Source organism: Methylobacterium sp. P5_C11, assembly GCF_054049775.1.
The window spans coordinates 1-22,041 of the sequence record NZ_JBFULS010000060.1; the positions used below are offsets into that span (position 1 = coordinate 1).

19 protein-coding genes and 2 pseudogenes are annotated in these 22,041 nt (G+C 66.4%); 7 read left to right on the plus strand and 14 right to left on the minus strand.

What is annotated here, in order from left to right; genetic code table 11:
* The 3 genes from ACXJKQ_RS23340 to ACXJKQ_RS23350 form a co-directional block, all read right to left on the minus strand.
* Nucleotides 1-475 (minus strand): carboxyl transferase domain-containing protein (locus ACXJKQ_RS23340; RefSeq protein WP_457108080.1); only part of this gene is annotated, 475 nt, incomplete at its 3' end.
* Nucleotides 476-556: 81 nt separating this feature from the next.
* The gene (locus ACXJKQ_RS23345) at nt 557-808 is read right to left on the minus strand and encodes a hypothetical protein (protein WP_457108081.1); all 252 of its coding nucleotides are present in this window, start codon (nt 806-808) and stop codon (nt 557-559) included.
* 127 nt (nt 809-935) lie between these two features.
* Complete coding sequence (locus ACXJKQ_RS23350; RefSeq protein WP_457108082.1) at nt 936-3,485, minus strand: YbcC family protein; 2,550 nt, start codon at nt 3,483-3,485, stop codon at nt 936-938.
* Nucleotides 3,486-3,714: 229 nt separating this feature from the next.
* On the opposite strand from ACXJKQ_RS23350, the pseudogene istA reads away from it, so the two are divergent.
* From istA to ACXJKQ_RS23370, 4 genes and pseudogenes are all read left to right on the plus strand, one after another.
* Nucleotides 3,715-5,106, plus strand: a pseudogene (gene istA / locus ACXJKQ_RS23355) (IS21 family transposase); the annotation flags it as partial.
* The gene (gene istB, locus ACXJKQ_RS23360; protein ID WP_457108107.1) at nt 5,089-5,889 is read left to right on the plus strand and encodes an IS21-like element helper ATPase IstB; all 801 of its coding nucleotides are present in this window, start codon (nt 5,089-5,091) and stop codon (nt 5,887-5,889) included. The pseudogene istA and the gene istB, both read left to right, overlap by 18 nt.
* Nucleotides 5,890-5,971: 82 nt before the next feature.
* Complete coding sequence (locus ACXJKQ_RS23365) at nt 5,972-6,724, plus strand: transposase (protein WP_457108083.1); 753 nt, start codon at nt 5,972-5,974, stop codon at nt 6,722-6,724.
* Nucleotides 6,725-6,808: 84 nt separating this feature from the next.
* Nucleotides 6,809-7,255 (plus strand): hypothetical protein, encoded by a 447-nt coding sequence (locus ACXJKQ_RS23370; RefSeq protein ID WP_457108084.1) that lies wholly within the window; start codon nt 6,809-6,811, stop codon nt 7,253-7,255.
* A gap of 16 nt (nt 7,256-7,271) precedes the next feature.
* Here ACXJKQ_RS23370 and ACXJKQ_RS23375 read toward each other — a convergent pair whose 3' ends face one another.
* The gene (locus tag ACXJKQ_RS23375; protein ID WP_457108085.1) at nt 7,272-8,063 is read right to left on the minus strand and encodes a DUF2189 domain-containing protein; all 792 of its coding nucleotides are present in this window, start codon (nt 8,061-8,063) and stop codon (nt 7,272-7,274) included.
* Nucleotides 8,064-8,359: 296 nt separating this feature from the next.
* Between ACXJKQ_RS23375 and ACXJKQ_RS23380 the strand changes: the two are divergent.
* Nucleotides 8,360-9,046: pseudogene (locus tag ACXJKQ_RS23380) on the plus strand (IS3 family transposase); the annotation flags it as partial.
* A 36-nt stretch (nt 9,047-9,082) separates the two neighbouring features.
* Here ACXJKQ_RS23380 and ACXJKQ_RS23385 read toward each other — a convergent pair.
* The 8 genes from ACXJKQ_RS23385 to ACXJKQ_RS23420 all read right to left on the minus strand — a co-directional run bounded on the left by ACXJKQ_RS23385 (nt 9,083) and on the right by ACXJKQ_RS23420 (nt 16,935).
* The gene (locus ACXJKQ_RS23385) at nt 9,083-9,700 is read right to left on the minus strand and encodes a 5-formyltetrahydrofolate cyclo-ligase (RefSeq protein WP_457108086.1); all 618 of its coding nucleotides are present in this window, start codon (nt 9,698-9,700) and stop codon (nt 9,083-9,085) included.
* Nucleotides 9,701-9,779: 79 nt separating this feature from the next.
* Nucleotides 9,780-10,106 carry a hypothetical protein gene (locus tag ACXJKQ_RS23390; RefSeq protein ID WP_457108087.1) on the minus strand — a complete coding sequence of 109 codons (327 nt, stop codon included), beginning with the start codon at nt 10,104-10,106 and terminating at the stop codon, nt 9,780-9,782.
* Nucleotides 10,107-10,245: 139 nt separating this feature from the next.
* Nucleotides 10,246-10,371: a hypothetical protein gene (locus ACXJKQ_RS23395; RefSeq protein WP_457108088.1), complete on the minus strand. Its 126-nt coding sequence runs from the start codon at nt 10,369-10,371 to the stop codon at nt 10,246-10,248.
* A 1,010-nt stretch (nt 10,372-11,381) separates the two neighbouring features.
* Nucleotides 11,382-11,651 carry a hypothetical protein gene (locus ACXJKQ_RS23400; protein WP_457108089.1) on the minus strand — a complete coding sequence of 90 codons (270 nt, stop codon included), beginning with the start codon at nt 11,649-11,651 and terminating at the stop codon, nt 11,382-11,384.
* 119 nt (nt 11,652-11,770) lie between these two features.
* Nucleotides 11,771-11,983: a hypothetical protein gene (locus ACXJKQ_RS23405; RefSeq protein WP_457108090.1), complete on the minus strand. Its 213-nt coding sequence runs from the start codon at nt 11,981-11,983 to the stop codon at nt 11,771-11,773.
* A 372-nt stretch (nt 11,984-12,355) separates the two neighbouring features.
* Nucleotides 12,356-14,098 carry a methyl-accepting chemotaxis protein gene (locus ACXJKQ_RS23410; RefSeq protein WP_457108091.1) on the minus strand — a complete coding sequence of 581 codons (1,743 nt, stop codon included), beginning with the start codon at nt 14,096-14,098 and terminating at the stop codon, nt 12,356-12,358.
* Nucleotides 14,095-14,469, minus strand: a complete 375-nt coding sequence (locus ACXJKQ_RS23415; RefSeq protein WP_457108092.1) for a hypothetical protein — start codon at nt 14,467-14,469, stop codon at nt 14,095-14,097. The genes ACXJKQ_RS23410 and ACXJKQ_RS23415 overlap by 4 nt, the downstream gene beginning before the upstream one ends.
* 78 nt (nt 14,470-14,547) lie before the next feature.
* On the minus strand, nt 14,548-16,935 hold the full coding sequence (locus ACXJKQ_RS23420) for an EAL domain-containing protein (protein WP_457108093.1): 2,388 nt from the start codon (nt 16,933-16,935) through the stop codon (nt 14,548-14,550).
* A 542-nt stretch (nt 16,936-17,477) separates the two neighbouring features.
* On the opposite strand from ACXJKQ_RS23420, the gene ACXJKQ_RS23425 reads away from it, so the two are divergent.
* Nucleotides 17,478-18,896 (plus strand): TAXI family TRAP transporter solute-binding subunit, encoded by a 1,419-nt coding sequence (locus ACXJKQ_RS23425; protein ID WP_457108094.1) that lies wholly within the window; start codon nt 17,478-17,480, stop codon nt 18,894-18,896.
* A gap of 411 nt (nt 18,897-19,307) precedes the next feature.
* Here the strand turns inward: ACXJKQ_RS23425 and ACXJKQ_RS23430 are convergent, their stop codons facing one another.
* Complete coding sequence (locus ACXJKQ_RS23430) at nt 19,308-20,159, minus strand: trypsin-like peptidase domain-containing protein (protein ID WP_457108095.1); 852 nt, start codon at nt 20,157-20,159, stop codon at nt 19,308-19,310.
* 448 nt (nt 20,160-20,607) lie between these two features.
* Here ACXJKQ_RS23430 and ACXJKQ_RS23435 point away from each other — a divergent pair, with 448 nt between their 5' ends.
* Nucleotides 20,608-21,504 (plus strand): bestrophin family protein, encoded by an 897-nt coding sequence (locus ACXJKQ_RS23435; protein ID WP_457108096.1) that lies wholly within the window; start codon nt 20,608-20,610, stop codon nt 21,502-21,504.
* 109 nt (nt 21,505-21,613) lie between these two features.
* Here the strand turns inward: ACXJKQ_RS23435 and ACXJKQ_RS23440 are convergent, their stop codons facing one another.
* Entirely contained in the window at nt 21,614-22,030 is a 417-nt protein-coding gene (locus ACXJKQ_RS23440) for a hypothetical protein (protein ID WP_457108097.1), read from the minus strand.
* Between the last annotated feature and the right edge of the window lie 11 nt (nt 22,031-22,041).

The window sequence follows — 22,041 nt, forward strand, 5'->3', positions numbered from 1 at the left end:
CCGAGATCTGCGGGATGACGCCCGACGCCATCACGTTCCGGCGGAAGACTTCGCCGTAACCGCCGAGGGCGGCGACGCCCTCCTGGATGCGCGCGCCGCCGGCATCGAAGATGCCGATGATCGGCGCGCGCATCTTCAGCGCCATGTCCTGGACCTTCACGATCTTCTGCGCATGCGCCTCCGACAGGGAGCCGCCGAACACCGTGAAGTCCTTGGAGAACAGGAAGACCGTGCGGCCGTTGATCGTACCCCAGCCGGTGACGACGCCGTCGCCCGGGATCTTCTGCTTCTCCATGCCGAAATCGGTGGAGCGGTGCTGCACGAACATGTCGAACTCTTCGAACGACCCATGGTCGAGCAGGAGTTCGATGCGCTCGCGCGCCGTGAGCTTCCCGCGCTTGTGCTGAGCCTCGACGCGTTTCTCGCCGCCGCCGAGGCGAGCCTGGTCGCGGCGCCTCTCGACGGCTTCCACCATCAATCGCATCCTATTCCCCCTCCCGGATCGGTTTCTCAAAATATTGTCGAGAACGTAAACTCGTCATGTCTATAGAGATTCTCAAAAACATATCTCGCGAAGCACTCCATCGATGTATTGCAGTACCCGGGATCGCATGTGCAGATCCTGCCCTTCGACATGGATTTCGGGGCGACGCTCATTCCGCCCCAGATGCCGCAGGAACCTTTCGACGAGGATGCAGGCGTCCCTCGGATTGGTCGCGTCGAACCAGCACGCTGCTTCGTCGACCAAGATGCGCACGTTCAGGACGCCGCGACGCAAGCCATTGGGATCCCGTTCCGCTTGATCCATGGGCCTCCTCTCCCTCAGGTCGCATTTCAGGGCAGGCTGATCCGGGAGCGACGGCGCTGACGGATGGCCTTTCAAGGCTCGTCAAGGCGGGACGATCCGGCCGGGCGCCCTTGCCCGGCCGACGCCTTCAACCCGGCTGCCACGCGCCGGCACCGCCGTAACGGTGGGCCGTGCCGTCCGCCTCGATCTGGAGCAGATGGAGCCAGCCGTTCTCCACGAGCTGGCGCACGCCCTCGTGGGTCCGCAGGACGCGCTCAATCTCGACCTTGGGCGCTTCGATGTAGGCGCTCAGCCGGACGGGCTCGTGCACGAGCTTGGTTCCGTCATGGACGGATTGCCAGGGAAGGCCCATGCGAAGATCGCTACCGTTGCCTTCGAGGACGCCGAAGGTCCCGACGACGTTGTGCAGGACCTTGTTGCCGGAGCCGAAGGCGCGATTGTCGACGGTCGAACCGTAGTATTGCAGGTTGATCCAGCTGGCGACGACGAGCGGCGCGGTCATGATCAACTCCAGCACGCCGAAGGACGTGTCCTGTTGCCAATCGTAGCTGTGCAGGAAGGCGCGGCCCTGGAGATCGAGGTCGCGGGTGCGGTGGCGCGGCGCGGCAATGAAGGCGGCGTTGCCGGCGAGTCCCCATTCCGGCCGGACCTGGGACCAATCTCGGCTGCGCTGGTTGAAGGCGGCGGCGAGCCTGTTCCGGTCGGCGGGTGCGATGCCGAGCAGGGTCGCGCGCTCCGCCCGGGCCAGGGCGGCGGCGGCGGCGAGCCAGCCCCTCAGGTCTTCGATCTCGGCGGCGTGGGAGGAGGGGGCACGGTCGAGTTCGAACAGGCTCACATCGTCGGTCGTGGTGTCGTGAAGGCCGGCGACGAACCACGTGTCCTCGGGGATGACGATGCCCCTGTCCGCAAGGCCCGCCCGCACCGCGCGGTCGTTCAGGATGGAGGCCGCGACGCGCGCGTTCGCTTCACCGGTGTGGCCGCCGCACGCCCCGCAATCGAGGCCGCTGCCATGCGGGTTGTTCACAGTGCTGCTGCCGTGGCCGACCAGCAGGACGAGGCGCGCGAAGCCTTCCTGCAGCGACATGGCGCGCAGCACGGCCTCGGCCATGGCGACCCCCTCGCCGGACGTGAAGCCGGTCCGCCGTCCGGCGAGTTCGGATGGAGACAGGTCCGGGCCGACCCGCCGCCGGATGTCGTCGCTCAACCCGACCTCGGCCGGATGGGCGACCGTCCGGGTGAGTCCGAGCGTGTCGCTCACGAGCTTGGCACCGCTCAACAGGCCGGCCGTCTCGACATAGGAGAACGACGAGACGGCCGCCGTCTTGAACGCCTTCCACGCCTTGTGGACGCGGCGCAGCACAACCCGCCGGTCGAGCACCCTGCGACGCTCGGCGTCGGAGGCGTCCTGCACGGTCTCGCAGACAATGAATTTCGGCTTGAGCAGCACGGGGCACTGCGCGCCTCCGCGATGCTGGCCGATCGGCACGTACTCGATGGGAAAGCCGAAGAAGCCGGCGAAACCCAGCGTCTCGACCCGGGGCGAGGCCGTCTCGAAGGCGCGACGGAACACCTCCGAGCGGACATCGATGCAGAAGGCGGCCTGGACCGCCGGACGTTGTTCCGGCTTGCCCGGCCCAGCCTGCGCCGTGGCCGTCAGGCGGTCCCGAATCTGCCGCTGGAAGCCGCCCTCGTAGGCATCCTGAAGGATGCTGTCGATGGTCCGATCGGCCGGTGAAGCCGTTGTCTCGAGGGTGGACATCCGCCCGACCGCTTTCCGCCATGCGGGCCTGAAACCCGGTTCGGTGATCGACCCGAACAGGGCTCCCTCCCAGGCCAGGCGGATCGCCAGCAACTGGACGAGCGAGTCGTCCGTCTCGCCCGAGAGTTCGCGCTGCCAGCCCTGGTAGCGGGCATAGGCCGCCCAGCCCCCGATCGTTCCCAGGGCGCAATGCAAGTAGATCTCACGAGCGGCCTCCGGAACCCCGAGTCGCTCCAGAACGGTCGCCACCGTCGCGTGAGGGTCCTCCGGCAGATCCGCGACGCGTCGCCGGAAGCCCGCGAGGCCCATCACATCCGGAGTCCGGTCATGCGCCGCCGCGAGGCGCCACGCCGAGTAGGGCCTGCGGTCCCGCCAGGGCATGCGCCATGCACTCTGTCCCTCGTCCCAGTACGCCGCGCACCATTTGCCGATCTCGTCGGCGACGAAGCCGGACGGGACGCACCCGCATGCGGCGGCGACCTCCGCCACGGTGGTTGCCGCCCGGGATTCGGCGGGGTCGAGGGCGAGGGCGTGTTCGAGGTCCGTGATGGCGAGCCTCGAAACGCGGCCGCCGGTCCTCCGCGAGAGCGCTTCCGCGAGATCCGCCCTCGCGATGCGGCCCTGCCGCAGGGCCTCCCGATAGAAGCTGCGCGGCATCAGCATCTGCGCGCCCGTGGTCCGCTTGAGCCGGGCGGCGGCGTCGGTGAAGGTTTCGTCGGTGAGGCCTAGGAACGGGTTCACCGCCACGAAGTGCCTGAGCGGCCAGACGGGCGCGACGCGCTTGCACACCGCCGCGACCAGGGCCTCCACCGACCTGCGGCGGGGCGTTTCGACCACGGACGGGACCGGGTCGTCCGGGAACTCGATCCTCTCGACCGAGGCACTGAGGTCCTGACGAAGGAAGGTCTGCTCGGTCATGTTTCGGCTCCCTGGTTGAGCGTGTGCCGCGAAATCCGCCGGACCCGCCGAAGGAGCCGGTTGGCGAAGGCGTTGATGTAAAAGCCGTTGAGGACGTGGACGTAGAGAGCGGCCCAGAGGGCTGTGTAGGGCGGTGACAAAACCATCCACTGGAGCGTCGGCGTCGTGCTGATGCGGGCGGTGTAAAAGCCGGGCAGTGGAGAAGCTTCTCTTTCGAGAGGAGCCGGGGATGTTCGCCGTGGAAGTCTACGCGGCCGTTCGGCAGTTCGTGTTTACCGAGGGCAACTCTCGGCGTGAGGCGGCTCGCGTATTTGGGCTGAGCCGAGAGACAATCGCCAAGATGTGCCGGTTCTCTCTGCCGCCGGGCTATACGCGCTCGAAGCCGGTCGAGAAGCCGAAGCTTGGGCCTCTTCTGCCGGTGATCACGGCAATCCTGGAGGCGGACCGAACGGCACCAGTCAAGCAGCGGCACACGGCCAAACGGATCTTCGAGCGTCTGTGCGACGAGCACGGCTATGCCGGCGGCTACACGGTGGTGAAGGACCACGTGCGGATCTGCCGGTCGCAGGGGCGAGAGACCTTCGTGCCGCTCGCCCATCCGCCAGGCCATGCGCAGGTCGACTTCGGCGAGGCGGTGGCCACGATCGGCGGCGTGCGTCGCAAGATCCATTTCTTCTGCATGGACCTGCCGCACTCCGACGCCTGCTTCGTGAAGGCGTATCCGCGGGAGACCACCGAGGCGTTCCTCGACGGGCACGTCGCCGCCTTCGCCTTCTTCACGGGCGTGCCGTTGTCGATCCTGTACGACAACACGAAGATCGCGGTCGCCAAGATCTGCGGTGACGGGCAGCGCGAGCGCACGCGCGCCTTCACCGAGTTGGTGAGCCACTACCTGTTCCGCGACCGCTTCGGCCGTCCGGGCAGGGGCAACGACAAGGGCAAGGTCGAAGGGCTGGTCAAGTTCGCTCGCTCCAACTTCATGACCCCGGCTCCGGAGGCAGCTTCGTTCGAGGCGCTGAACGCTGATCTGGAGCGACGCTGCCGAGTCCGGCAGGATGAGTGTGCCGGTCGGTATGCCGAGCTCATCGGTACGCGGCTCGTGGCCGACCGTGCGGTCCTGCGCGCCCTGCCGGCGGTGCCGCTGGAGCCGTGCGAGAAGCGGGCTGGTCGTGTCTCCTCGACCGCGCTGGTGCGCTACCACGGCAACGACTACTCGGTGCCCACCGCCTACGGCTTCCGGGACGTCCTGGTGAAGGGCTTCGTCGACGAGGTCGTGATCCTGTGCGGCGGGATCGAGATCGCCCGGCACGAACGCAGCTACGGCACCGGCGTGTTCGTGTCCGATCCGCTGCACTACCTCGCGCTGATCGAGACCAAGCCGAACGCCCTCGACCAAGCGGCGGCCCTCCAGGGCTGGGATCTGCCCGAGGCATTCCAGCACCTGCGCCACCTGCTGGAGGCGCGCATGGGCAACCGGGGCAAGCGCGAGTTCATCCAGGTGCTGCGCCTGATGGAGGCGATGCCCCAGGCCGTGGTGGCCGCAGCCGTCACGGAGGCGATCCGGCTCGGGGCGATCGGCTTCGATGCGGTCAAGCTGATCGCGCTGGCCCGACTCGAGCAGCTCAAGCTACCCACGGTACTGCGCGAGTACGACAAGGTTGCCCGGGAGTGCGCCCAGGGCGGCCTCGACCACCCGCACTACCTGTTGCGGCTGGTCGAGCTGGAGCTGATCGACCGTGAGCGGCGCATGGTCGAGCGCCGGATCCGGGCGGCGCGCTTCCCGGCGGTCAAGAGCCTCGACACTTTCGACTTCGCCGCGATCCCGAGCCTGAACAAGATGCTCGTGCTGGAGCTGGCCCGCTGTGGCTACATCCTCGGCCGGGAGAACGTGATCGCACTTGGCAACTCGGGCACCGGCAAGACCCACATCGCCTTGGCTCTCGGCTTGGCGGCTTGCCAGAAGGGCTTCCCGGTCACGTTCACCACCGCGGCCTCGCTGGTCAACCAGCTCCTGGAGGCGCGCGACGAGCGTCGCTTGCTCCGGCTTCAGCGTGAGCTGGCCGCGGTGAAGCTCCTGATCGTCGACGAACTCGGCTACGTGCCGCTGTCGTCGACGGGAGCGGAGTTGCTGTTTGAGGTCTTCTCGCAGCGCTACGAGCGTGGCTCGACCGTGGTGACCTCGAACCTCCCGTTTGAGGACTGGACGTCAGTTCTGGGCTCGGAGCGGCTGACCGGCGCGCTGCTCGACCGGCTGACCCACCACGTCAGCATCCTGAGTCTGAACGGCGACAGCTACCGCCTCAAAACTTCCCGCCGCCGGCGCGACCGGGTCGATGGGGCGGAGCAAAACCAGGCTAGCGCCGATCCTCACGATCCCGAGACGGGCGAGATCCCGCCGGCCTGACCCTTACGATCGGCGACGAACGAAGAAGGGGCCCGACCAGGCCCCTTCTTCGTTCAGGCTGCACGTTGCCAGTGGCCTGGTTTTGCTCCGCCACGGCGGCCTGGAATTGGTCCGCCCTTTACAGCCGGGGCAGCGCACGGTGACAAGTGTCCTGCGCATCATCGGCCGCGCGCAGGAGCGGCGGTTTGTGAACGTCCACCGCATCCTCAACCGCGCGGCATGGTGCCCGCGCAGCGGCAGCCGCGTCCTGCTCGGACTCCTCGTCGACACGTTCGCGCAACGCGGCCCCGTGGTCCTGGGACTGGACGACACGATCGAGCGCCGTCGCGGCAAGCGGATCGCGGCGAAAGGCATCTACCGTGATCCGGTTCGTTCCTCCGACAGCCACTTCGTCAAGGCGAGCGGGCTGCGCTGGATGAGCCTGATGTTGCTCGCCCCGATCCCCTGGGCGGGGCGCGTCTGGGCGTTGCCGTTCCTGACCGCGCTGGTGCCGTCCGAGCGCGCCTGTCGCGAACGGGGCCGTCGGCACAAGCCGTTGCTCGACGTCGGACGCCAACTCACCTTTCAGGTCCGCCGCTGGCTGCGCGGACGCGACCTTGTCCTAGTCGGCGACAGCGGTTTGTCCGCACTGCTGTTCCTCGACGCCATGCGCCGCGGTGGCATCACGGCCATCACCCGCCTACGGCTGGATGCTGCGCTCTACAAGCCGGCCCCGCCACGGCCGCCGGGCACGATCGGGCGCCCGCGGACCAAGGGCGCTCGGCTGCCGACGCTCGCCGCGACCCTCGCGACCAAGGACACGCGCTGGCACGCGGTCGTGGTGCCCGGCTGGTAAGGGGCGGGCGAGCGCACCCTTGAGATCGCCTCCGGGACCGCAGTGTGGCGGCACGGCGGTCTGCCGGTCGTGCCGATCCGCTGGGTGCTGGTGCGCGATCCCGAGAGCCGCTTCGCACCGCAGGCTCTGCTCTGCACAGATCTCGACCGCGAGCCGGTGCAAATCGTGTCCTGGTTCGTGCAGCGCTGGAGTGTCGAGGTCACCTTCCAAGAGGCGCGTGCTCACCTCGGGATGGAGACGCAGCGGCAGTGGTCGGACAAGGCCATCGCCCGCACCACGCCCTGCCTGCTCGCCCTGTTCTCGATCGTCACGCTGCTGGCTGCACGGCTCCCAGTCCGCCAACGGCAACGGATCGCGGCCGCCGCGTGGTACCCCAAACCGCGCCCGACTTTCGCCGATGCTCTGGCCGCCGTGCGCTATGCGATCTGGCGCGAGCGGACTTTGGCAACATCACCGCGCCGACGCGCCCGAACAAAACCCCGCTTCCGCTTGCCCGCGCCCTGGGCCTATGCCCTCTGCCACGCCGCATGAATGGCCAAAGTCAAGCTTAGGGCAGAACGGCTCGCCGATAGAGGTGCCACGTCGCGTGACCAAGGATTGGCAGAACCAGCGCGAGCCCGACGAAGAGCGGCAGCATTCCTAGGACCAGCAGACCCGCGACTATGAGGCCCCAAACGGCCATCGTCCGTGGGTTTTCCCGGACGAGGGTGACGGAGGTATCGATCGCCTCTGCGGCACCCGCGCCGCGGTCGATGATCAGCGGGAAGGACACGGCACTGACCGCCAGTGCGATCAGTGAGAAGGCGGCACCCACAAGGTTCCCGACCACGATGAGCGCCCAGCCTCTCGGCGTCGTGAGCACCTCTTGCAGGAAGTCGAGGACTGAAACTTGGCGCGCATCACCGTAGAGGGTCCAATACAGTCCCATCGCGGCAATCAGCCAACAGACGAAGAGCAGCATTAGGACGAAGCCGACAATCATAATCGCCCAAGCCGATTGGCCGGTGAGTGGCGCGTAGGCGTGGACCCAGGGCAGGTCGAGGCCCTGTTCCCGCCGGCGGCTCATCTCATAAAGCCCGATTGCCGCGAACGGACCGAGTAGGGCGAAGCCCGACGCCAGCGGAAAAAGGATTGGGATAAGGTCGTTCTCGAAGGCCACCGCCGCGATGATAATTCCTGCGACGGGGTAGATGGCGATGAGGAACAGAGCGTGCGTCGGCATCGCAGCAAAATCCTCGACTCCCTTCACCAGGACATCCTTGAGGTCTCGGAGACTGAGCGAGCGCACATGTGGGCGTGCGACTGCTTGATCTGGAGACCCACTATGAAGTGCTTCCATCGCACGGCCCTCCAAATGGACGACTCAAATCGCGACGTTACTTGGTCAGGACGGAACTCGCGACCGCCGTCAAGCTTTCGTGCGCGATCGCTAATTTATACTACTATAATTCGCTCCCGTCTCGTGAATTCTTACTCGGCGCCGCAGGCCGCTCTCGGTCGCACACTTGCCTGCTGAAGCTTTGCGATTCTCCCGGAAACTTTTGTTTCGCCCCTGCCGTTCTCCCTTTTGCGCCACGCCATTTTTCAGCCGGTTATTATCCACGACCTCACGTGCCCTCTCTGGATTTCCCATCTCGGCAACTCGCCCGCGAGAGGATCGTCGTCGCCCGGTGTACGGTCGCGCGGCTGATGCGGACGATGGGCTTGGCCGGGGTGGTGCGCGGGCGTAAGATACGCACCACCGTTCCAGATCCGGCGGCCTGCCCGCGCGACCGGGTCAACCGGCAGTTCAAGGCCGCGTACCCGAACAGACTGTGGGTGGCGGATTTTACATACGTCGCGACCTGGAGTGGCTTCGTCTACGCGGCCTTCGTGATCGACGTCTTCGCCCGCCGGATTGTCGGCTGGCGTGTATCGCGCTCGGCCCGGCCTGACTTCGTGCTCGATGCTCTGGAGGAGGCCCCGCACGAGCGCCGCCCCTTCGCCGGCAGCGGCCTCGTCTGCCATTCCGACCGCGGGTCGCAATACGTGAGCACTCGCTACACCGAGCGCCTCGCCRAGGCGGGCATTGAGCCCTCTGTCGGCAGCGTCGGCGATTCCTACGACAATGATCTCGCCGAGACGATCATCGGCCTGTTCAAGGCCGAGGTGATCTATCGGCGCGGACCGTGGCGCTCATACGAGGCGGTCGAGTACGCCACGCTCGAATGGGTCGATGGGTTAAATCACTGCAGGCTGCTTGAACCCATCGGCAATGTGCCTCCCGCCGAGGCGGAAGCGCACTACTATGCTCAGGCCGAGGTGCAAGCCTTGGCCGCCTGACCCAAGCCAATCAGCCTGCGACAAACCCGGGGCGGTTCACTCCGTGATGATCCGCTCCAGCGGAATGTCGTGTGGCTGCGGGTAGATCGTTTCCAGGCGCCCGAGTTCGAAGCCGACACCGATGGTGCGTGGCGTCTCGGGCATCGCGGCAATCGTCCGATCATAGAAGCCACCGCCATAGCCGAGCCGGTAGCCCTGCCGATCAAACCCGACCAGCGGCACCACAAGTAGGTCTGGGACGACCGCATCCCCCGACTCGGGCATCGGGATCTTCCAAGTGCCCTGCACCATCAGGCTGCCGGGAGACCACGCGCGGAAGACGAGCGGCTGCCCGCGTTCGACGATCACCGGCAGAGCAAGGTGCGAGCCGCGCTCTCGCATCGCGGTGAGAACCCCTCTCGGATCGTACTCGCCCCGGAACGGCCAGTAGAACCCGATCAGTCTGCCGGCATACGGCTCAAGAGCCGATTCCAGTGCCCGGCTGATCCGCTCGCTCCAGGCGGACCGATCCTCAGCGGAGATGGCGAAACGCTGCGCGATCAACCTGTCTCGGGTTTCCTTGCGCCAGTCGCGGATCGTCGGCCAATCCGCATTGGCGGCCGGCAACGCCGGGCCGGAACCGGCAGCCTCGGACACCTCGCTCACGGAACTCATGGTCTTGCTACCCGTCGCTCCCGTGTTGCTGCCTGTGAAACTCCATTGGTCGGTGCGGGTGCACCGCGTGGCACTTCGACTACTGCCCGCCGAAAGCGCGCAACGGCCGTCCGGCTTCCGAGCGGTGCATCATCACGGCCAGTCCCGCAGCTTCATCGATCGCGGCAAGCCGAGGCCCCACGGCTGCATGAAGGGACATCTCACTGCGATCCAGAAAGAGGTTGACGCGCTCGCACCACTCGGCGTCCGGACTGTTCGCCGCCTCCGCCTCCCGCAGGGCCTCGGCGATCACCTGACGAACCTCCTCCACGAGCTGGCGCGTCAGGGGCGGTCGCGTTCTGGCCGCATACGCCTCGCTGATAATGCCGGCCCACTCGTCGGCCGTTCGACCAGGGTGCGTGCCCATGTGCCCTCCCTCGTCACCTGAAATGTAATCAGCCTCGAAAAGGGGCTCACCCACTCTCTTCCAGGTCAGGCATTTACATATGCCGATCGGCGTCCGAATCGCACTTTGGATCGCCGCCTCCGGTCACGCCACCACCGGGTTAGACCACACCCGAGTCGAGTACGCTCCCGTTGACGGCCGGTCGGTTGCCCATTTTGAACATGTGGCGCGTCGCGTTCATCGCGATCCGCTCGCCGTCGAGGTAGGTCTGGCCGATGAAGCTCATCCGGTCCGACCGCCAGGGACGGCCCGGAAAAGCCCAGACGGCTGGCCGTGTCGAGCTATTCCCTTGGGCGCCTCAATCGGAATTGAGGCTTGTGTGATGCGCCGTATGACTGTGGCCGTGCCCGCCGCGAACCCGATCGACTCCAATAAAGAGGAGTATAAGGACTAACACGATCCAGTCGGACACGCCTACGAGCTCTCGGACGCTTAACGCGATCGGCATCACGGGCCTCCTATCTTGAGGGATGATTCACGCTCCAGAGGATCGAGACTAAGCCAACGAAGCACGCGATGAGGCCGAGCATGCCGACGAGAGCTGCCAGATCCGGCACGCCTTCGAGCCCTTGAGCAATTACTGTGCTCGGCATCGCGCGTCTCCTATGACCCTTGATGCTGACCCTTGATGCGGCGAGCATCCACCGCGCCGTAATCCTCGTCTCGGTCATATCCGCGGATGACCGTCGCCCCTGCGACGTCACCCACGCGACCTGGCAGAGCGAGGCGGCCAGCTCTCCCATTCTAGTGAGAGCCCACTCCTGCGCGCCCATTGACGGACCGCCGCACCGAACTCACGCCCTCTCGAGCGAAGACAGGTACATTCTAAACCAGATTCGCGCCGGTGTCTTGATAAGCCGTAAAATGAACTGTCTATGACTGTGCCGCATGCGCCTGAATACTTAAGCTCACGAGCTTGGCCTAATCGCCTTCGGTCCGGTCCCTCACCGCGAGCTGTAGCGACAGGCCCGAAGCTGCCACTCGGTTGCGATCGCGCGGCTTACAATCTGATAGGGCACGGTACTGCGTGCGCTGCGCATAGGTCTGGCCCGTGTAGGTCGGGTCGCGCAGGACGCCGCCTCACGCCGCTTGCGTTGCGGCTCAGCAAGCTGAGCCGCATCATCCGTTGGTAAGGACGGCCAAACGGAACGCCCGCCCGGATCGGCTCAGCGGCCCCGGCAGCGCGAGGCGAGGAATGTAGCGCGACGCAAGTCCGGCGCATTGAAGCGGGACCGTCTAGTACGCCAAGCTCCCGGTCTCGACGTCGCAGAGCGCCATGAACTCAGCGCACCGCCGCTCAAGTTCCGAGCGCGGTTCGAGATCTGGCTGGGCGCGCTTGGCAAGTTGCCACGCTTCAACGGCGGCCTCGGCGCTCGCCTGCATCGCCACTTGTTGGGCGGCAGTCAGCGATCGAGACGGCTCTAGACCGAGCTGGTGGCCAATCTCGCGCTCAATCGCCGTCCCTGCAGCAAGGACGCGGAAGTTGCTCTCGTGCGCCTCGTTCATGCTCGCACTCCGGCCGACGAAGTGGTCTCGGGCCGTTATGGCCGGCGGCCCATGCATTGAGCCAGCCATAGACGCGGTGTCAAACACCACACGCATCCCGAAGTTTGCCAGCCTAGGTGCTACTCGTCACCCATCTCCTTGTGCTCGGTCACTTCGTCCTCTTCTTCGGCGTCATCGCCGAGGAGGTCGTCCAACTCTTGGATCAGATCTGCGATCTGCTGCCCGTTCGCACGGACGCGGAAGACTTCTCCATCTTCGGCCTCGAAGGTGAGGTGGTACTCGCCCTGGATCTCGTCGGAGAGCACACGGGCTAGCTTCTTGGGCAATCTCATTGCATGGCCCCTCCCAGCGGTAAGAAAACGCGCAATCACCGAGCACGGTGCCGGCGAGCTCTAAGCAGAGGGGCTGGATGGCTCCTAGGTCACCAGGCCCGCTTCTTCCGGAGCGGGCTTCCGAACTGATGGGTCGGAAGTCCGGAAGGGTGCATTTTGAGACGACTACCTGAGCCGCAACGCAAGTCCGCTTCTCCGGCTTGAACGCCGGAAGCGGACGGGCCGCAATGGGCCAGGCTACGTCACGCCGGATCGTCAGCGCGCTCAGAACCGGACGTTCGATTTTGCGCCCATCTCAGTCGCCGAGCGGCGAAGTTCCCGGCTAACCAAATTCAAACGTGCAGACTACGGTTCAGTGGGAACTGGTGACGATCATGCCGCTAAGCAGTTCCCGTCGCGCAGGGCGGGATGGCGAAGCCCTGCCCGGACGTTCAACCCCGCCCTTCCGTCCTCGCTCCAGGCGACTTCGGCTACTGTCTGACCTCGATCGCCCATCTCGAACTCGACCGCCTCGCCTGGTGCGAGTTGAGGCGCTTCGGAGATGCGGGCGCCAAGCGACGAGACCTCCACGACGCGCACCGGGAATCGCCGCCCCCGCACGCTCACGAATCCCGCCTCGTCGACGCCGACGCGCACTGTCCCGCGGCGCTCATCCAAGTCGGTGGTGACCCGCTGCACGAACGTCGTCACCGACCGCGCGAGGTCGGCTGCGACCACCTTGAGGGACTCGGACGCGGAAAGCGCGCTGTTGGCGTGGTGCTGCGTCTCCCGCGTGGCCCGCGAGACCGAAACGGCGCCCGCGTGCGCCTCGGTGCTTCCTTGGGCGACCTGCGCTACCGTCCGAGAGATCTCCTGCGTCGCCGCCCGCTGCTGGTCCACCGAGACCGCGATGGAGGTGGTCAGCGCGTTGACTTCCTGAGTGGCCGAGGCCATCGCCTGCACGGAACCGACCGTCCGCCGCGTCGAGGCCTGGATTGCCTCGACCTGGGACACGATCTCGTCGGCCGCCCTCATGGTCTGGCCCGACAGCGCCTTCACCTCGGAGGCGACAACCGCGAAGCCGCGGCCGGCCGCACCGGCCCGAGCCGCCTCGATGGTGGCGTTCAAGGCCAGGAGGTTGGTCTGGTCTGCCACCGACTTGATCAGGCCCATGACGGCGCCGATGCGGTCGGCCACGACTGCGAGCTGCTCGACCTCGCCGCTCGTCGACCGCGCAATCTCGGTCATATGCGCGATCAGCTCGCGCGCCCGCTCGGTCTGGCCGGCGATGTCGGAGATGGAGGCGCTGAGTTCCTCGGCGCCCGCAGAGACGGACAGCACGTTCTGCGCAGTCGCCGACGCCGTGGTCTCAGAGGCCGCGGCCTGCTCGCTTGACTGTATCGCGACCTCGCTGAGTGCCAAGGCGGTCTCGCGCATGCCACTCGTCTCGCGCTCGACCTTGTGCTCTATCTCGACGAGAGCATCGCGGAACTCGGCGACGACCTCGCCGAGCTTGCGTTGACGGTGGGCCTCCAGGCTGCGGTCCTGGCTGGCCGCGGCCTCGGCGTGGCGCTGCGCCATCTCGCTTTCGGCGGCCTGCCGGGTCGCCGCCTCAGCGGAGGTGAGTGCGTTGGCGAGTTGGCGGGCAGCCAGCACCAGGGCACCGGCCTCGGTGACGAGCACCAGGGCGTGCAGGACAACGCGCAGGTACTCGGCGCCGTTCGGGAATACGGCGGCCGGGTAGAGGACATTGAGGGCTAAGTGGTGGACGGCCACGACACCTGCGGCCACCAGGATGGAGGACCAGCAGCACCAACCCGCGACGATCGCGAGGGCGGCGAAGAAGACCATGTGTGCGTCGATCTGCAGGTGCGTGCCGGAGGAGACCAGCACCAGCAGGCCGACGAGCATCATCAGGGTGGCCGACGAGAGGTGGCGCGTGAAGGCCACCGCGCCGTGCCGGCGGGCGACGGCGAGGGTCGCGCCGGGGAGGATGACCGCGAGGACCGTCACCGGCACCGGCAAGACGTCCCGCAACCAGGCAAGTATCGTCACGATGGTCGCGAGGACGCCGAGGGTGCCGACCATGACCGGCATGAAGGAGAGGCGGAGGCGTTCGAGGCTGCTGTTAGTCACGGCTGCGTCGTTCCGGTGAGGGTCAATGGGAGCCGGAAGCCCGGCAGGCAGGCCCCGATGGGGCCGGCGGCGAGAACGAGGAGGGCGCCGGCCCGGCGCAGATCGGCGGCGGTATCGCGCCCGGCGGCGTCGAGCACCGCGACGTGCCCGCCGGATGAGAGCCACAGGATTGGCGCCCTGGAGGCGGCTACGGCTCTGGGAACCGGAGCGTCGGGAAAGAGAGTCAGCACTGCGACCGGCTCGCCGGGGCGAGGCGCCAGGGCGAGAGCGACCGGGGCGAGGCCGCAGCCGAGGACCAAGGCGGCGGTCAGTGCGGCGGCACGGAGAGGCGGCAGGGCACATGGTGGGATCGGTGTCTTCCGCTCCCTCATGCCCGCCTCCCGCCTAATCCGCTTCCGGTATCCAGCCTTTTAGGCCACTGGGGTTGATGACAGCCTCTCACCAAGGCCTCAGGCGCGTTTTCGACCATCGGCGATGAGCGGGATCGTGCCATGCGTGTGCTGGGTGAACTGCCCGATGGGCGACGGCCGTCCCATGAGATAACCCTGTGCTTCGTGGCACTGCTCGGCGATGAGAAAGCCGAGCTCGGCATCCGTCTCAACGCCTTCGGCCAGGACGGGGAGCCCAAGGCCGCGTCCGAGGCCGAGCACCGAACGCACGATGGCCGCGGTCTGCTCGTTGCTGTCGACCGACCGCACGAACGAGCCGTCGATCTTGATCTTATCGAACGGGAAGGAGCGCAGGTTCGACAGGGACGAGTAGCCGGTGCCGAAGTCATCCATGGCGATGCGCAGGCCGAGCGACTTCAACTGCCGCAGCGTCAGGAGCGCCCGGGCTGGATCGCTGATCAGCGCCGTCTCGGTCACCTCCACCTCCAGCCGGTGCGGCGCAAGCCCGGTCCTGAGCAGCACCTCGTGCACGAGGCCGACGAAGTGCGGGCTGTGGATCTGCACCGCCGAGACGTTGACCGCGATGGATAGGGGCTGGGGCCAGCTCGCCGCCTCGCGGCACGCCTCGCGGAGCACCCACTCTCCGATCTGCAGAATGGCGTCGCTCTCCTCGGCAATGGGGATAAACACGGCGGGCGAGACGTAGCCGCGCTCCGGGTGCTTCCAGCGCAACAACGCCTCGAAGCCGATGACCGCGCCGCTGCCGACCTGGGTCTGCGGCTGGTAGACGAGCTGCATCTCGCCGCGCGCCACGGCGTGGCGCAGTTCGTGTTCGAGGAGGCGGCGCTCGCGCACTTCGACCCCCATCTTGGCCTCAAAGAAGCGGTAGGTGCCGCGTCCCTCGGACTTCGCACGGTAGAGCGCCGTGTCGGCGTAGCTCAGGTGCGCCGCCCGCTCGTCGGCGTCGTCGGGGTAGAGGGCGATGCCGATGCTGGTTGCGATCTGCGGTCCGCCGGTATCACTCTTTCCGGAGCGCAGCGCCTCCAGGATGCGCTCGGCGATCCGCCCGGCAGCGGAGGCGTGCTCGCAGGGCACCAGCACCGCGAACTCGTCGCCGCCGAGCCGGGCCATCATCTGAGAATCGTCGAGTTCAGCCGAGACGATGCGGGCGACGCTCTCCAGCATCGCGTCGCCCGCGGCGTGTCCAAACAAGTCGTTGACCTCCTTGAAGCGGTCGAGGTCGAGGCAGAGCACCGCGAGCTTGCGGTCGCCGCCTTGTGCCGCCCGCATCTCTTGTTCGAGGCGCTTGCCGAAGCTGGCACGGTTGGCGAGCCCGGTGAGCGCGTCGTGATGGGCGAGGAACTGGATCTGGCTCTCGGCCTGGCGGCGGGCCCGCAGGTCGCGCACCGCGACGGCGTAGTGCGGCCGGCCGGCATGGTCGACCGGCTGCATGATGACTTCGACCGGCACCCGCGAGCCGTCGGATTGGCGGAGTTCCGCCTCGACCGGACGCTCGGGCTGGCTGGCCAACGCCAATCGGGCTGCGTCGCCCGGCAGATAGGTGGAGAGGGTCGTTCCCGCCAGCATGCCTTGCGGCAAGCCGACGAGCTTGGCGAAGCTCTTGTTGGCATTGACGACCGTGTCGCCGGTGCAGACGACAAGACCCTCGACGGCGGCGTTGGCGAGACTGTGCAAGCGGTCGGCCTCCACCTTGGAATGCCGGCGGTCGCGGACGTCGAGCGCGAGCGCCGCGCCGGCGAGGAGCAGGATGGCGAAGCTGGCGAGCGCCACGGCGACAGCGAGCCAGGCGTTCGGGACCGCGGTGTCCGAGACGGCAAGCGTCGGGTCGGGCGTGACGGTGACCGCACCCATGGCGGTGAAGTGGTGGCTGCAAATGGCGAGCAGCAGCAGGAGCGCAGCAGGCAACTGGCGGATCAGGCCCCGGGCGCCGACCTGCGCCGCCAGCGCGGCGCCTCCCAGGACGCTGCCGATCACGAGCGAGACGGCGACGGTCGCGAGGTCCCACGCCTTGTGGCCGGCCACGTCGTAGGCGGCCATGCCGGTGTAGTGCATCGCAGCGATGCCGAGCCCGAGGATAATGCCGCCAGCCCAGGCCGCGGCCCGTCCGCCGACCAGGACGGCGAAGGAAAGGCCGGACCCGACCAGGGCGACAGCTATGGCGAGCGACAGGCCGGTGAGCGCGATGTCGTAACCGCTCGGGACGCCGGGCGCGAAGGCGAGCATTGCGATGAAATGTGTTGCCCAAATGCCGGAGCCGCCGGCGATCGCCGCGACGGTGAGCCAGCCCGCCTGCGCCCATCCGACAGCCCGGCTCGCGTGGCTGACGATGCAGACCGTCGTCAGGGCCGAGAGGGCACAGATGCCGGCCGCTAGCGCGACGAGGCGAAAGTCATGCGCCTCGACAAGGCAACCGACGACGGTGAGCATGGAGGGGAGCCTTAGCGGACGATCGTTCCCTCACGATGCAGTTGAATGTTGTATACGGGTTTAATGGCGGGCAACCGAGTTGTGGATCCACAACCTCGCCTCCTAGGTCGTCGACGGGCTGGAGCTTTGCCGACGAACTTCTTACCCGGCGTGGCGCACCACACGTCTGCTTGCTCACGATCCAAGCCGAGAAGCGGACAGGCCGCTTTCGGCCAGACTGCGCCATGCCGAATCGCCGGTGGGCGCAAAACCGGCCATTCGGCTTTGCGCCCATCCCGGTCGCTCCAGGAGCCTCGGTCGCTTCTCCATTGCAGACATTCGTTTAACGGAATCGATCCCGGGCCGGAATGGAGCATTCGCCCACTCACGCAAAAGGGCGCAGATCCGGAAGAGGGATCGACGGCGCTAACGCGTTCAACGAAAGCTCATAAGACACGACGGCGGACGCGAATACTGCTAATCCTGAGCCTGACTGGTGATTGCCCGCGCGTGATCCGGAGCGCTTGGCTTGAGTGCGCGAAGAGCACGGGAGAGCCGCGATTATGTCTGACGCGACCACCGTCGATCCCGATCCGGTTAGAACAGGCCAGGAGCGACCTGTCGTCCACCTGCCGCCCCGCAGACGATGGGGCCGACTACTCATCGTCGTAGGCGTTCTGCTCCTCACCGCCGCCGGGTTCGCGCTGGCTCACTTTTGGTCACCGCATGCCAACCTGCGCGTGACCACCGGCCCACAGGGCGGTGCTGCTCAGCGGTTCATGGCAGCTTTCGTCTCCGTCTCGGCAGTCCAGCATCCCCGCGTTCACCTGGAGCTCGTGCAGGTTCCGGATCTCGCCGCGAGCGCCAAGGCTTTGGAAGACGGAAGGACAGATCTGGCATTCGTGCGCAGCGATGTGGCAGCGCCGGCCAACGCGCAGACCGTCGTGATCCTGCGCCGGGACGTGGTGGCCTTGGTCCTGCCGCCCCACAGCAAGATCAGCTCCGTGGCGGCCTTGGCCGGCAAGACCGTCGGCATCGCGGCCGGCCAATTGCAAGCCAACAATGCTCAGGTGCTCGACACACTCCTGAGCTTTTTCGACATCCCCGCGAAGGATGTAGGCCGGACCTTCCTGCCCCTGGCGGAACTCGGGCAGGCCGTCCAGCAGAGGAAGGTCGCAGCGGTGCTCGCAGTCGGTCCGATGGCGCCAGGCGAGGTGGTCGATGTCGTGGCCGCCATCGCGCGCGCAACGAAGGGCACTCCCGGCATCCTGGCGCTCGATGAGGCGGAGACCATTGGCAAGCGCTTTCCCGGGTTCGAGTCCATCGACGTCCCCGTCGGCGCGTTTCGAGCCCGGCCTGCCACGCCCGGCGACGCAGTCACGACACTCGCCGTCACCTATCGCTTGACCGCTTCGGAGCTGATGACCAACGTCGTGGCAGCTGCCATTGCTCGCTCGATCCTGACCACGAAGGGCAAGCTGATGGCCGCGACGCCGCTGGCCAACCAGATCGAGGCCCCCGATCCCGATGACAAGAGCCCCATTCTCCCGGTTCATCCAGGCGTGGCGGCTTACCTCAGCGGTGGTGACCAAAGTTTCCTGGATCAGTTTCAGCAATACTTCTACGTCCTCGGCTTCGGCATCAGCTTCGCTGGATCCTTATTCGCCCTGGTTTCGGGCTACTGGAACCGACGGAGATCGGACGAGGATTGGCGGCCGATCAAGAGGCTCGTCGAGATCGCCGATGAGGCGCCAGGCGCCGAGCGACTTGCATTGGACGCTCTTGCACACGAGGCCCAGGCAATCGCGTCATCCGTGCTCGGCCGGCAGGGGGCGGCTGTAGGCGCAGAGCGGTTGTCGGCGTTCTCGACGGCGCTTGCACATGCAAGGCACGCCCTCGATGCGCGAAGGTCAGCCCTGGGTCCACCGATGGAACCGAAGTCCGGACCGAAGTCCGTGCCGACCCTGGTCGCAGCCCAGTGAGACAGTGCCCTACCAACCGAGTTCGCGATTACGTGCCGGATGCTCAATGGCTCGTGAGGACATTTACAGCGCGAGAGGCCTAGAATGACTGCCTCGTTCGCCCCCGCCGCCCCTGTTGTGCCTACCTACGCATCCCTGCCGCGACAGGCGTGAGCACCAGAGGGCAGTCCGTCGCGCAGCGAGCCATTGGGGATGTCGAAAAAGTACCTCGGCTTCGTCGCCTGCCTGTTGGTCGTTTAGGCACACTGATCCTCATTAGCACCGCCATCTACGCACGTCTCGGCCAAGACATACAACATTTCCCGAGCCGCCATTTCTACACGCTCGCTCTGATCAATGCGCTTGTGCTTGCCAAGATCCTGTTCGGGTACGAACCTCGCGTTGAGCGAAACGGGGCAGAGCGCGTACTCACTACGGGATGCGGTTCCGGATTGCGACCAAGGTCGAGGCCGGGACAGCCGTGTTAGTCGGGCTGCCCCAGGGCGTCGGGATCGCCGCGTGTCCCCGTGGCAAGAACAGCAGCGGGGGGCTTGTCAGGAGGCCATTGAGCACCGCGACGACCGCGCCTTTCCCGCAATCGAGCACCGGCGCCCCGGAGGCGCCATGATCGAGAAGGAGGCGGTTGGCGCCCTGAACTTCGAGAAGAGCCAAGCCGGTATATCGGCCCGCAGACTCGGCGGCCTGACGCACGATGCCGCGTGCGGCCTGCATCTGTCCCTCTGGGTAGCCGAGAACCAGGACGGGGTCATCGTGTGCAGGAGCCGTCGGTTGGACGTCGAGCACGGTCGCGTTCGGAAAGGGATCGTGCAGTTCCATGATGGCCACATCGTCTGCTAGACCGGTCGATCCCGGCCCGCGCTTCGGCCCTTCCGAAATCCTGCCCTTGACGGTGACCCGTACCTGAACCCGCGCCGTGACCTCCGGCTCGCCCTCGTGGGCCGACTGGCGCAACTCCGCTTCATGCCATCCCTCGTCAGGGAAGCCGATCGCGAAATGCGCGGCGGTCACCAAGAGCCTGGGCGAGGTGTAGAACCACGCGGTAGCACGCTCTCCAACGACTTCCCCGCGCCCGTCGCGCTGAGGCTCGCTGAAGTACCGGGTGATGCTGACGACGGCCCGAGCGGCGCGAGACGGGTCGACGCAGGATCCGCCACTCTGCTGGGTTTCGGCGCGAACAACACGTCCGTCGAGGACAACGAAGAGCGGGATTAGCACCAGGCCGATGACACGCAGCCTGCTCAGGACCAGCTCTGGTGAGACCATGCCTTTCCCCGCATGACGCCGCTGGATCTGCGGGACATGGGGCTGACGGTCTCGGGCAGGTCCAGAATAGTCCTCCCAACCCTGAGGGCTCGCCGCATGTTCCTGGCAGCGGAGCATCTCCACGCCGTGCGGGCTTCAAGGAGAAGCATAGGATCCAGCGGCAGTTGACTGACTGCTTCGCTTCGGGGCCGTTGCCTGGCCGGCTCTACAGGGAGCGTCCCGACTACTGCAGTCATAGGGCGGCTCAACGCTCAAAAGCCCAGTCCGACTCCGTCAGCACCGAAAGTGCGGATGAACCCAGACTTCGACCGCTAGGAAGCGCTCCGGTAGAAGCATCACCGAACCTCCGCTTGATAGAGCCGTACCTCGACATCCGAAGAGGCAGCATTGCACCCTCCATATCGTTCGCTGCCGCTGTGCCGTAGGTTGACTAGCTGAATTGTCCAGCTTGGCAGGCTCGCCCGCGGCGATGATCACTGATCGGCGTACCGGCCTATTCCAACTTCTGCGCGAGGGCATCCCGGCGCTCCTCGTCCTCCTCGCCTGGGACGTGATCGTCGTGGTCGTCTTCCAAGTGGCTCATCGCTCCTGGATGGACCAGCCAAGCTTGCCAACTTCGCTGATCGGCTCTGCTCTGGTGCTATTCCTCAGCGTTCGCAACAACACCGCCTATGCGCGCTGGTGGGAGGCGCGGACCCTATGGGGTGCGGTCACCAACAACGCGCGCTCATTCTGCCGCGAGATGGCCACCTTGATTGGCGGCGCACCCGATCTCACCCGGGCCATGGCGGCCTACGCTCATGCCCTGCGAGGCGCCTTGCAGGAGGTCGATGTCACCGCGGAAGTCGAACGCCTTCTCCCCGCTGACATCGCGACCCGCATCCAGGGCCGGCGCAACGCGCCCAACGCGATCTTATACGAGATGGGCCTGAACCTGCGGCAGCTTGCCGAGGAGCGCGCCGTCCATCCCGCCGCTCTTGCTGCGGTCGATCGCATTCTGTCGGATATCGCCAACGCCCAGGGCGGCCTTGAGCGGATCCGCAACACGCCTCTGGCCATCCAGTTCTCGGCCCTACCAGGCGTCCTGGTGCGCGCTTTCTGCCTCCTGCTGCCCCTCACCATGGTTCAGGAACTGGGCTGGATCACGCCGCTGGGCTCGACTGTGGTCGGGTTCCTGTTCTTGGCGCTCGACCGGATTGGTCTCGACCTGGAAGACCCATTCACCAGAAGCGTTCACGCCCTGCCGATGCGTGCCATAACCCGAGCCATCGAGATTGACCTGCTGCAATCCATCGGTGAGCGCGCGCCGGAGCCGATCCGCGCCAGCCATGGCGTCCTGCACTAGGCACAGGACGTAGAGGCCGCCGCTCCTATGAGGTCGGGAGTAACTGGCCGTCCCGGTGTCGCCGGTCGAGCGAAGCCAGCGGGAATGCTGACTATCTCAGGGGAGCGGCTTACGGAGATGTTCTCCGTCGATTCATCATGGCCCAGGCACCGAGTGCGAGCGCAGGGTCGAGAATGGCGAACGTCACCAGTAGATGCGGGAACACTCCGGACGCGGCTAGCGCCAGGAGAACCGCCGGAACGAACGTCAGTCGGTTGACCACCGTCGCGGCAACGATCTGCTGCGCGCCCGAACGCCCACCAAACAGGTAGAGCCAGCCAATGACGGCAACCGCCATCCCCATGGCACGGATGAGCCCCTGCTCATCCCCGACAAAATCCCGGTCCCTGAAAAGCACCTGCGTCGCGCCTGGCCAGACGATGAGTAGCGCTCCGGCCGCGAGATAGATCGCACCGTTCATCGCCGTGTACTTGGATGTGCTCGATACGTTGCTTGGGGTCGCGAGAAGCTCCTGGATGAGTGACATGCCGCGCTTCC